Source organism: Staphylococcus sp. Y174-1 (assembly GCF_049897865.1).
GTDB lineage: Bacteria > Bacillota > Bacilli > Staphylococcales > Staphylococcaceae > Staphylococcus > Staphylococcus saprophyticus.
On record NZ_JAFCXB010000002.1, the window covers coordinates 518,399 to 530,714 of the forward strand.

General features: G+C 32.0%; 11 protein-coding genes. 2 read left to right on the forward strand and 9 right to left on the reverse strand.

Annotated elements, in window-relative coordinates; all coding sequences use genetic code 11:
• Window positions 1–47: 47 nt before the first annotated feature.
• Together ACP7BT_RS09335 and ACP7BT_RS09340 are read right to left on the reverse strand one after the other, a co-directional pair.
• Complete coding sequence (locus tag ACP7BT_RS09335) at window positions 48–1,553, reverse strand: DUF6583 family protein (protein WP_011302204.1); 1,506 nt, start codon at window positions 1,551–1,553, stop codon at window positions 48–50.
• Between the two features lie 242 nt (window positions 1,554–1,795).
• A complete protein-coding gene (locus ACP7BT_RS09340; RefSeq protein WP_002482159.1) occupies window positions 1,796–3,193 on the reverse strand; it encodes an MFS transporter in 1,398 nt (465 codons plus the stop codon).
• 333 nt (window positions 3,194–3,526) lie between these two features.
• Between ACP7BT_RS09340 and ACP7BT_RS09345 the strand changes: the two genes are divergently transcribed.
• A complete protein-coding gene (locus ACP7BT_RS09345; protein WP_041079494.1) occupies window positions 3,527–4,468 on the forward strand; it encodes a nucleoside hydrolase in 942 nt (313 codons plus the stop codon).
• Between the two features lie 94 nt (window positions 4,469–4,562).
• Here the strand turns inward: ACP7BT_RS09345 and ACP7BT_RS09350 are convergent, their stop codons facing one another.
• The 4 genes from ACP7BT_RS09350 to ACP7BT_RS09365 all read right to left on the reverse strand — a co-directional run bounded on the left by ACP7BT_RS09350 (window position 4,563) and on the right by ACP7BT_RS09365 (window position 8,667).
• Complete coding sequence (locus ACP7BT_RS09350; protein ID WP_041079496.1) at window positions 4,563–5,705, reverse strand: CapA family protein; 1,143 nt, start codon at window positions 5,703–5,705, stop codon at window positions 4,563–4,565.
• Between the two features lie 145 nt (window positions 5,706–5,850).
• Window positions 5,851–6,477: a nitroreductase family protein gene (locus tag ACP7BT_RS09355; protein ID WP_041079498.1), complete on the reverse strand. Its 627-nt coding sequence runs from the start codon at window positions 6,475–6,477 to the stop codon at window positions 5,851–5,853.
• 263 nt (window positions 6,478–6,740) lie between these two features.
• Window positions 6,741–8,045 (reverse strand): MFS transporter, encoded by a 1,305-nt coding sequence (locus ACP7BT_RS09360; RefSeq protein ID WP_115343678.1) that lies wholly within the window; start codon window positions 8,043–8,045, stop codon window positions 6,741–6,743.
• A 178-nt stretch (window positions 8,046–8,223) separates the two neighbouring features.
• Window positions 8,224–8,667, reverse strand: a complete 444-nt coding sequence (locus ACP7BT_RS09365; protein ID WP_041079913.1) for a GNAT family N-acetyltransferase — start codon at window positions 8,665–8,667, stop codon at window positions 8,224–8,226.
• Window positions 8,668–8,987: 320 nt separating this feature from the next.
• Between ACP7BT_RS09365 and ACP7BT_RS09370 the strand changes: the two genes are divergently transcribed.
• On the forward strand, window positions 8,988–11,147 hold the full coding sequence (locus ACP7BT_RS09370) for a bifunctional glycosyltransferase/CDP-glycerol:glycerophosphate glycerophosphotransferase (protein WP_037537527.1): 2,160 nt from the start codon (window positions 8,988–8,990) through the stop codon (window positions 11,145–11,147).
• Window positions 11,148–11,332: 185 nt separating this feature from the next.
• Here ACP7BT_RS09370 and ACP7BT_RS09375 read toward each other — a convergent pair whose 3' ends face one another.
• From ACP7BT_RS09375 to ACP7BT_RS09385, 3 genes are read right to left on the reverse strand one after another with little or no spacing between them, the layout of a single operon-like run.
• On the reverse strand, window positions 11,333–11,542 hold the full coding sequence (locus ACP7BT_RS09375; RefSeq protein WP_426303763.1) for a LysR family transcriptional regulator: 210 nt from the start codon (window positions 11,540–11,542) through the stop codon (window positions 11,333–11,335).
• Window positions 11,542–11,910, reverse strand: coding sequence for a LysR family transcriptional regulator substrate-binding protein (locus tag ACP7BT_RS09380; RefSeq protein ID WP_327083194.1), 369 nt, complete (start codon window positions 11,908–11,910; stop codon window positions 11,542–11,544). The genes ACP7BT_RS09375 and ACP7BT_RS09380 overlap by 1 nt, the downstream gene beginning before the upstream one ends.
• Window positions 11,901–12,122 carry a LysR family transcriptional regulator gene (locus tag ACP7BT_RS09385; protein ID WP_327083193.1) on the reverse strand — a complete coding sequence of 74 codons (222 nt, stop codon included), beginning with the start codon at window positions 12,120–12,122 and terminating at the stop codon, window positions 11,901–11,903. The genes ACP7BT_RS09380 and ACP7BT_RS09385 overlap by 10 nt, the downstream gene beginning before the upstream one ends.
• Between the last annotated feature and the right edge of the window lie 194 nt (window positions 12,123–12,316).

Consider the following 12,316-nt stretch of genomic DNA (forward strand, 5'->3'; position numbering starts at 1 on the left):
ACCACTCCTCTCTCCATTAATATATTACCTTTTTAAATGAGTTATCTTTATTTTTTATCTTTAATATCTTTTGCGATATCTTTTACAATATCTTCAGTGTTGTTAGATATTTCTCGTTGTAGTTTTCTAAAGTCACTATCAGACATTGTATTTAAATCTTGTGCATTTGCTTTTTTAAATTTAATGTCTTCTTTAAGTTTTGTGTCACCTTTAATATTAATCACGACCGTCTCATTATCGATATCTGTTGATAATGAAAGTTCTTGTTTTTGTGTATTATTTTTAGTGTCTGTGTCTAATTTATTATTGAAATCAATCGTTGTTTTATCGTAGTTAGCATTGATTTCAATCTGACCTTTGTCGTTACGTTTATCCCCATCTTGTGATTCTGTATTTGTTAAAGTTGCATCAGACTTACGGTAACCATTATCAAAAGTTACTTTGTAGTTATCTTTATACTGATCGTCTTTTTTAGTCGACTTACCTTTCAGTGCTACTTCTTGGTCATCATCTGTTGTTAATTTATAATCAATCATTAAGTTATCATCATCAACTTGACTTGTCCCATTTAATTTCACTGTTGAACCGTCTTCATCTTTCATCGTTAAATTACGTTTAAGAATCTGATTATCGTCTTCCCATATAACTGATTTCACACTTGGAAATTCTGCTTTATCTGTATCTTTTACTTCTTTTAATATATCATCTAATTGTTTTTTATAGTCTTTCGCATTAAATTGATCTTCTGCAATCGCTTTAATATCTTTGTCTTTTTTAGCTTTTTCTAAAATGTCTGTTAAAATGGCTTTTGTTTCACCTTTACTTACATTCATTGTTACTTTTTTAACATCTTTATCCTCACCATTGACCTTAATTGTTACATCGTCTTTTTCAAAATTATCATCGTCTAATTTATCTGTAATCACTTCACTATATTTCTTGCTAATTTCATCAATTTTATCTTGAGATATTTGTGTACCAGATAACAACGAATTTAAATTTAATGAGTCATTTGTAATGCCATTATTTGTCCCTTCAACACTCGATGTTTCCCCAGTGATTTTTTTATACACATCGACAAGTTCATTATTCTTCGCTTTGTAAACATCATCTAAAATTGGAGCTGCATAATATTGATTTTGCTTATCGGCAGCCCATTGAAATTCCCCAATTTCATTATCTGCAACTGTAGGTGTTAAAGCTATAACTGAATGCTCTTTATCCGGATCATGTCCCAATTTAAATCCTAACTTCGAAGCATCTGCAACAGATTTTGGTATATCCGATGATTTGAGTAGTGCTTCTGGTACATCTGCACTTGCATTTAAATTAATTAAATACGACTCATCTTTCATCTTATCTTGAAATTCAAATTCATTTTCAAACCTGTCTTCACCATACGCTTTCATTTGCTTTGCTGTTTCCTGTTCACTTAGTAAATACGTATTTTTAGGTGTGTTCTTTGTGAAATAATACGCTGCTGCTCCCCCAATGCCACAAATCAGTAGTACCCCAATAACGACTGCTATAACAATCTTCACTGTCTTAGACATATCGTTCTACCTCCCCTTAAGTTTTAATTTCTTTTATAATAGCACAATATATATATATAATTAATTAACTAATTCTAAAATTCTAACAATTTATACATCTTTTTTAATAATAAATATTATATTTATTATTTGTATAAAAATATAATTATACTCAATGTAGTCCTTCACAGTAGGTTGAGCTTAAATTTTTCAAAAATAAAAAGTAGTTGCCATTTTTGATAATGACAACTACTTAAATATATTTAATCTTTTCTAACTTCATCTTCCCACCATAAAGCATCTTTAGGATTTTTCACTACATGATCATAATCCTCTTGCGTTTCGACATTTGGATAAGAACCTCTGAGTGATTTGTTAGAGGTAGATTTAAACATTGTTATGAAGATAATGAGTCCAACGACATTAATAAACATCAAGTAATAAGATGGTGCAATTTGTTGTCCTGTCGTTTCTACTAAAGTTGAAAGTATAAATGGCGTTAAACCACCAAATACCGCAGCACCAATATTATAAACAAGTGATAATGTACGTAACCTAACCTTTGTATGGAACATACTTGGTAATAAGGATGGCATAACACCTTCAAATGTTGACATAAATAATGCAATGATAAACAATCCAAGTATTACAAATGGAATCATTGGAATACTCATTAACCAAAATGCAAGCACCGAGAATAAACTAAATCCTGCTAAACCAAATATAATGGTACGTTTGTTACCAACTTTATCACTATACCAACCAAAGAAAAATACTGCTGGTATCATAACTAACATGGTTATGGTGCTCAATATGGATCCCATAGTTCCACCTAAGTTGATTGTTGAATTCAAGAATGATGGCATATAGGAAAGTACCATATAGTTGGCAACATTTAAGAAAGCTACGCCTGTAAAACAAACGACGACGTCTTTCCAATAATATTTGAAAATATCTAAATATGAATATTCTAATTCTTCTTGTTCTGCTAATGTAGATTCATAAGCTGGGCTTTCATCTAAACTTGAACGTAAGATAATACCAATAATACCTAATGGTGCAGCAAGGATGAATGGAATTCTCCAGCCCCAATCAGCCATTTGTTGATCACTTAATAATGAATACATCAGCCCCGCTAAAATAGCAGCCATAATATTTCCAGCAAGTGTACCAATTTCTAATCCACTGCCTAATTTACCGCGTGTCTTATCAGGAGCTGTTTCTGCAATATAAGTCATTGCACCTGCGTATTCCCCACCTGTTGAAAATGACTGAATCATACGAACAACAAGTAATAATATAGGTGCCCAAATACCAATTTGATCTTGTGTAGGTAACAGCCCGAGCATCAATGTCGATGCTGCCATAAGTAATATCGTTGTCGATAATACAATTTTCCGTCCATATTTGTCCCCTAAGTGACTGAAAAATATACCACCGATTGGTCTCACTATAAAAGCAAAGGCAAATACTGCAAATGTTGAAACAATTTGCATCTCTTGAGGTAAATTCCCAAAGAAATTTGCACTTAATATCACAGCTAATTGTGCATATAAACCAAAATCAAACCATTCTATTGCATTACCAATCCCTGTGGCTACAACACCTTTTTTGGCTTGATCAGAATCTACTCTGTTAACTTTCTCTTTTTTAAATTTCACAAATAAAAACACCCCTTAAATTGTTTCTATTTATATAACATAACCTATGTATTAACTTATAAACACTTATAAGTTATAATTTATTATTTTTTAATTTTCAAAATCAATAAATTTTAAAATGATTTCGCGAATTTATTAAATGCCATTTTAATTATAGACATTCATCTAATGCCGTATCGTAAACACACACTTCAATCTTTTAGTATTTATATAAGTATTTAAGGCAATAAGTTCCAACATGATATCTCAAAGACGCCGCTTCTTTCTCAACACGATATGACTCTGGTTCACTTTTGATATAATAGATTTACAAAATGAAACGGAGGATATTTTATGAAACAAATATATTTTAACCATGACGGTGGCGTCGATGATTTAATTTCTCTATTTCTGTTACTACAAATGGAGGATGTATCACTCATTGGTGTGAGTGCAATTGGTGCTGATAGCTATGTTGAACCTGCAGCAAGTGCATCTCAAAAAATCATTAATCGCTTTAGCAAGCAACCGATTCATGTCGCCGCTTCGAAACAACGCGGAAAAAATCCATTCCCTAAAGATTGGCGTATGCATGCATTTTTTATGGACGCTTTACCTATTTTAAACGAAGCTAATCAAAGCCATTCAAATTTACTTGAACACGATGCTTATGAAGATATTATTGAAAAATTACAAAAGAGTCATGCTCCAGTGACTTTATTATTTACTGGCCCATTAACGGACTTAGCTAAAGCCGTAACAGTTGAGCCTACAATTATTAATAAAATTGAACGTTTAGTATGGATGGGTGGTACATTTTTAGAAAAAGGAAATGTCGAAGAACCTGAACACGATGGTACTGCAGAATGGAATGCTTTTTGGGATCCAGAATCTGTTAAAACCGTCTTTGATACAAATATAAAAATAGACATAGTCGCATTAGAAAGTACAAATCGTGTACCACTGACATGGGAAATTAGACAAGCTTGGGCAAACGAACGACATTATCCAGGTGTTGATTTCTTAGGAGTCAGTTATGCTGCTGTACCTCCATTAACACATTTCCAAACGAATTCTACTTATTTCTTATGGGATGTACTAACAACTGCATATGTAGGTAAGCCTGAATTGGTACAGCAACATTCGGTCAATGCTAGTGTTTATACAGAAGGGCCTAGTCAGGGGCAAACGTATATAGATGATGTACGTGGCAGAACAATTTCAGTCGTCGATGATGTCGAACACGATGCCTTCTTTAAATACATTACAGATTTAGCAAAAAAAGTTGAACAATAACGTGTTAAAAAGCGCCCTTTCGTTGTTACACTTCAATACTGTGTAGTAACGAGAGGGCGCTTTTGCACTTTTATATATTTATTTACGCAACATACTAGTAACTCTTTTCATCCAAATATTGTTTATCATTCACATCTTTCGTAATACCTACAAGTCTCTGACGTGATACTTCCATGCCTTTTTTATCATTTAAAGCATGATATTGTGCCTGCTCATCTTTATAATGATCTAATTTATACATTTTAAAATTTTGAGGAGTTGCTTTTAAATAAGGTTCCCCATTTTCATAATGTGTCACCAATGATTTCCATTTAACATTTTTGATTTGTACGCCTTTAGGATTTTTTTCTAAATTAAAACGTATGTTACCACCTAATATATTCTTTTCAGTTCCTGTAGCTTGTCCATTTAGAAAATTTCCCAGGGAATAAGCAACGAGTGTTTTATGATTATCTTTCCCTTTCACCCATTTAACTGGCTGTATCACATGTGGATGTGTGCCTAATACGACATCTGCACCCGCATCAGCAAACACTTTGGCATACTGTTGTTGCGTCTCATTGGGTTTAGTCTTACCTTCATTACCCAAATGTGCGGAGACGATAACTGCATCACTTTTTTCTTTTGCGCTTGCGATATCTTTTTTGATTTGTGCCTTATCAAAATAATTGATTTGATATGGTTTTTCTCTAGGAATATCATTTGTTCCATATGTATAACTCAGCATTGCCATTTTAATTCCATTTTTCTCAATTACAGGAATCGTATCATGTTGCTTTGGCGAATCAAACGTTCCGAAATAAAACACGGACTTAAATTGCTTCCAAACGCTGATTTCATTTTCTAAACCAGCAGTTCCTTGATCTAAAGCATGATTATTAGCTCCATTAACCACATTAAATCCAGTATGTACTATGTTTTGTGCGATTGCCTCTGGCGTATTAAATTGTTTAAATCCTGACAAACCGCGTTCATCACCACCAAGTGGCGACTCTTGATTGATGTATGATACATCTGTTGATTGAACTTCATCTTTTAAATTGTCATACATTGACTCAAAATTGAACTGTCCATTATCTTGCAAAGCATCCTGATAAACGACTGGATGGATTAAATTATCGCCTACTGCATAAAAAGATAACGTTTGCGTTAATTTATCTTTTTCATTTAAACAACCTACACATAAAACTAAAAAACACGAAAACAAAAAACACAAAATAATCCCATATTTCCACATATTTCATAACCTTATCAATACTCATTAAATTTTATTATAAATTTGATAAGTCAATATATCAATAGAGTTGTAAAATCGAATACTATTTTTTATAAAGAAATAAAAAAGACATTTTTCAATATTAAAAAATGTCTTTCACTATATATTAAACGTATTTAGTCACTGTTTCTGTTGGTAATCTATAAGAACCATAGGCTGGATTTTTAGCTTTACCAATCGCAACAATTACTACGGGTACATAGCGTTCTGAATCTATACCAAATGCATCTGCGATTTGATCACTTTCAAATCCGCCAATTGGATTTGTATCATATCCATGGGCTTTCGCAACAAGCATAAATTGCATTGCGGCTAAACTACTATCAATCTTCACAATGTCATTCATTTGTTCTTTTGGTGCATTATCATATAATGGTATGACTTTTTCTAACATTTCTTGTTTTACTTCTTCCGGCATTAAATCATGTTTAACTGCATTACCATAAATTTCTTCGGCATTTGTTTGACTCTTCATATCACCAAAAATAACGACCATAGCCGCTGATGAATCATTTTGACGTGTGTTAAAACGAATGAGCGGACGTAATGTGTCTTTACCTTCATCACTTTCGACTACTAAGAATCTCCACGGTTGCATATTAACTGATGATGGTGCTGTCGTTGCTTTTTTAATCATTTCATCCATTTCTGCTTTCGGTATTTTCACTTGTTCATCAAATACTTTTACAGACTTTCTATTCATTAAAATTTCTTCAAAATTATTATTTATCATTTGTTATTTCTCCTTAATCATTTTTTACAAAATCAAATTATACTCAATTTAACTATAATTACAAATCATTTGTTTATAATTAGGAACAAAAAATATTTTACCTCAAACGCCCCACACTATTTACTTTGAGTAAAAACAAAAAAAAGCGAGTATAAATGAACCTCATATTAAAATGATGGTCATTTATACTCGTAGCTTTATTTTATAAGTAATACTTCTTTAAAGCATTCGGAATATATCCTTGTAACTTACATAAATTTGATTTATGAAGTTGGTTTCATTTTTTTAATACCTGGTTTAACAAAGCACATCGCAATAATACCGATGACTGCCGCTACTACTGCAGATATAAACATTGATGAATATCCATATGATGTTACAAGTATACCTGTTAACGTTGGCGCTATAATCGTTGCAGAGTTAACAAAGAAATGTGTAATACCGCCATACGTCCCAGTTTTCTTCGGTGCTGTATCAATAATGACAGACCAATAAACAGCATTTGGCAAGAATATACAGGCATTACCTAGCATCATTAGGAACATTATCCAGCCAATTTGATTGGTTGTTGGGATAATTAAAAAACAAATCGCTGCCAAAGTCATTCCAAATATCGCTAAACCTGATCGTGCAATTCTTAGACTGCCTGTTTTCACACGTAACCAATCTGATAATCTTCCACCGAAATATGCTGTAAAACAAGCACCTATCCAGGGAATCATACCAAGATACCACAATGAGTGAATCTCAAAATGATACTCGTCTTGTAAATACTTTGGTGTCCAAGTTAAAATCAAAAAGTTTATGTATTGAAAACCAAAATAACCAACCATATTAAAGATAAGTGTCGGACTTTTGAAAAAGTGATACCATTTTTCATGTGCATTGTGCTCAGTTTCAACTGTTTTTTCACCATGAACCGTTTCTTCTGTGGATCGAATACTTTCAATTTCTTCCTGAGAAACATGTTTATTATCTTCAGGATAATCGGTAAATACTTTATACCAAATAATAATCCATACGAGACCTAATAAACCTAAAATTACAAAAAGCACGCGCCAAGTTGAAATAACTAAGAAACCAGAAACAATCGGTGCTGTGATTATCGCACCCAGTGGTACACCAATTAAACCTAAAGCTGATAATAAACCGCGTTCTCTCGGTGCTGCCCAGTTTGCATTGGTCTTACTGATTGTCGAAAATATTGGACCTTCAGATACACCAAATAGTACTCTTAATAAGCCAAACCCAGCTAATGCAGAACCGCCAAATAAAGCTATGCCTATCTCACCAGCAAATGCCATACCTATTTCAAATAATGACCAAAGTGTACCAGCAATTAACCAAACAAATTTTGGCCCCTTTTTATCTGCTGTAACCCCTCCAAACAATGAACCAAGCATATAACCATATCCAAAATAACCTAATATTGATCCCCAAGCGATATTATCGAAACCAAATTCGTTAATAATATCTTCTTGAGCATAGGAAATAGCGCCACGATCGACATAGTTGATCATTGTCATAATAATAATCATCGTAATGATAAAATAACGATAGTTTTTCATTTTTTAATTTCCCCCACTTGGTTACAACATTGGTAAATATAGAAAAACTTAACGCTAAATGAAAACGCTGTCAACAATATTTTTGATTATTAAATTTACCTTTATTACTAATAATGTTTAAAACCCTTGCTATTAAAAGAAAAATAAAGTTTTTAAAAATAGCAAATATTCAAAAAAATTATTCTACTACTTTCATAGACATTGTAATATTTCTCTCTTGAAAACCAACTTTTTCATATAATAATTTAGCTTTATTCTGTACATTTACATTTAACCTAACTTCACCAATATGCTGTCTTTTAAAAAAGTCATTAACAAAATATATTAACTTTTTAGCAACACCCTGTCTTCTATAACCTTCAAAGACATATAACTCATAGATAAAACCATAATCTTGTTGTTCAAGGTAATCTGTTTTTTTATCAATAAGCACAAACCCTTTGCATATGTTTTCTTCAATCAACACGTAATATTTTGCACCTTGCAATAGCAATTGATTTGACATATCCCGCAATGACGCATCTGATAAATCAAAATTCACCATCATCGCTTCTTTGAATAACTTTGGTATAACTTTGTTAATGAGTTTCAATTCATTATCTTTAGCACATCTTATTGTCATGATATTCATCCCCTGTCTTTAATATTTTTATATACATTTCCAAAACTACTAACTATGCTTTAATATAATAAAAGTAAATAATGTATTTTACCTATAAGTTGAAGTCTTTTGCTTTTCTTTATACTACATAACCATGCTACAATATATGTTTTAGAAATAATTATATGCTTATAAATAATAATATATTATTATTCGTACGTTTTATGCACATAATAATCAAAAAAATTTGATTTCAAAGTTGAAAAGATAAAACAAAGTTTGTTAATATTTTACCTTATATAGAAGATAGTGAGAAAATTTAAGTAAAAAGAGGGAACACAATGAAGTCTATATCAGTCATAGTGACTTATTACAATTCAGAAGATTATATCGAAAGATGTTTAATAAGCCTTAAAAAACAAAGATTCCAAGATTTTGAACTCATCTTAGTAAATGACGGTTCAACAGATCAATCGAAACCACTTGCAACACAAATACTTAAAGATTGGGATATTCCAATTAAAGCAATTGATTTACCAGAAAATACAGGACATGCGCATGCTAGAAACATGGGCTTGAAAGAAGTTGAATCTCCTTACTTTATCTTTATTGATTCTGATGATTATTTGGCATCCTATGCATTATCATTTTATATGAAGAAACTAAATCAATTCGATGCGTTAATTGCGCCTATCCATGGGTTCACGTTGGATATACCTCAATACGTTGACCAAAATTTAGTGCGTACTCAATATTTAAATACTAAAACACATTCTAATCAATTTTTAAGAAAGCAAACTGCATGTAATATTGTTTTCAAAACTGCAATTGCACGTGGCCATAACTTACAATTTAATGAAGACTTGAACGTCTTTGTAGATTGGTCCTTTATTTTAGAATTTATTAAATATGCCAATGGATTCGTGCGTGTCAGTCGCTTTCCTTTCTATATTAAAGGGGAAATCTATGACCCGTTTGTGAAACCAGCACTGTCTAAACAAGATTTTGGCATTACGTTCAACGATTATGTATATAGTTTCTCTGATTCTGTTCAACGTGCGCCTTTAAAAGAAAATAAAGTTTTCATAAAAAATAAAATGAAAAATATTTACAAACATTCATTCGAACCATCATCAAGAAAAACCCCTGAGCGTTATAAACATAACAGTGAATTGCTTCCAAAAGTGACAAGAGAATTAATTCCGACGCTTTTCAAAAATGAGAAACCACTCTTTATATTAGAGTCATTGATGCTCATGGTGAATAAACGTAAATCCGCTTTTAAAATAAATAAACTTAGAAAAAAAGCACGTTTAGTAAAAAGTATCTTGTTACGTAGAAAAAATAAAAATCGTGCATTATACCAATTAACAGATAGTGAAGATAAAGTGAGTCCAAATACGATTGTATTTGAAGCATTTGCTGGTAAAAATTACAGTGATAGCCCGAAATATATTTACGAATATATGATGAAACGCCATCCGAATTATGAATTTATATGGGTCTTTAAAAAACCTTCTAAAGTACAAATTCCTGGCTCAGCTAAAAAAGTTAAAAAAGGCTCTAAAGCTTACTATGAAGCATATTCAAAAGCTAAATACTGGGTGTCTAACGCGAGATTACCGCTTTATCTGAATAAAAAACCAAACCAAGTTTATATACAAAATTGGCACGGCACACCATTAAAACGATTAGCAAATGATATGAAAGTCATTCGTATGCCAGGAACTACAACGGATAACTATAAACGTAATTTCAGAGAAGAAACAAGCCGTTGGGATTATTTAGTGTCACCAAATAGATATTCTTCTAAAATTTTCGAGACTGCATTTTGGATGAAACCTGAACAACTACTTGAAATTGGTTATCCTAGAAATGATGTATTAGTTAACCATGCAAATGACAAATCATATATCCAAGAAATTAAAGAAAATTTAAACTTACCTGCAGATAAAAAAGTCATCATGTATGCGCCAACTTGGAGAGATGATGAATTTGTGAAAAAAGGTAAATATTTATTTAATCTACAAATTGATTTAGATAATTTACAAGCACAACTTGGCGATGACTATGTTGTACTATTGAGAATGCATTATCTCATTTCTAATGCCTTAGATTTACGTGGTTATGAAGATTTTGCCATTGATGTTTCAAACTACAGTGATATCTCTGAATTATATTTAATTTCAGATTGCCTTATCACAGACTATTCATCCGTCATGTTTGATTACGGTGTATTGAAACGTCCTCAATTCTTCTTTGCTTATGATTTAGATAAATACGGTCAAGATTTACGCGGATTCTATTTAGACTATCACAATGATTTACCTGGACCTATTCACCAAGATCCATACCAATTAACAGAAGATCTAAAAAATCTAGATCAAGTTTCAATAGATTACAATGACAAAATCAATCAGTTTTATGATGACTTTTGTTCATTAGAAAATGGACAAGCGTCTAAAGCAATTTCCGATTTAATTACTAAAAATAACAACTAGCCTATTAAATTAGAAATAATTAGGAACAAAAATACTCATTCTGAAAATAAAGCGTCTGGGTCATAAATCCCCAATCTCAAAAAAGAGGACTAATCCTTAGTATGGATTGGTCCTCTTTATATTTAAATTCTAACACTTTCGGGTGTTTGTATTCTACTTTTCTTCCATACTAAAACACAATGTGTTTAAAGTTCTGGTTTAAATGGAATAAAAGCTAAATTATCTAAATTTCTATTCGATGTTACACCTTCAATCACAACAGCTGAACCGACATTATTTCTTACCAATGAAAAAATATTAAATATTAAGTTATACGTTCCAATCACTTGCAAGTCCTTGACTGCTATTTGACTCCATTCTGAAATCATTTTTTGATTTTCTGGTCTTCTAGACATTAATAATTTTGTTTTTTCAAATCTCCAGGATGTATTGAGGATTGCCCTCTAAATGGAGAATCTTCAGAAACAAGCAAACCCCAACGCTCTGGTCTCGGTAAAGGTACTTGCTCATATTTTTCCATTGCAATGGGTTCTATTAAAATCGCAATATCCAATAATCCATTATCAAGACGCTCACTGATTTCACTGCCTATACCACTTACGATATGAAAAGTGATTAAAGGATGTTCTCTCACCATCTCTTCTAATATCATGGCAAGCGTGTCAGAATTATCCGCTTCTACACATCCTATCGTAATATGTCCACTCAACGCTTGTTGTTTTTTATTTTCAAATTCTTGTTGCATCTGATTCGTTAATGACAATATCTATTCTGCTCTATTTTTAAAAATATGCCTTCTTCTGTAAGCATAATACCTTTATTTTCTCGATAAAACAGCTCTACCCCTAGTTCTAATTCTAAGTCATGCATTTGTCTACTTAATGTAGGTTGCGTAATGTTTAGTACCGTTGCCGCTTTTGAAATCGCATGTTCTTCAGCAACTGTACAAAAATATCTAAGTGTTCTCAATTCCATTGGGTATCCCTACTTTGTTTATGGTTTATTTTACTCGTTATAACAAAATTAAATGATACTTCCTTGTAATATTTGTGGTGTATAAAAGTCATTCATTCAACCACCATAGATTTAACCAAGTCTCCCCGATAAATAATATCTCTCATATTACGTAACAGCGCGTTATGCGTGCGTCTGTCGAAAATGAACTCGTA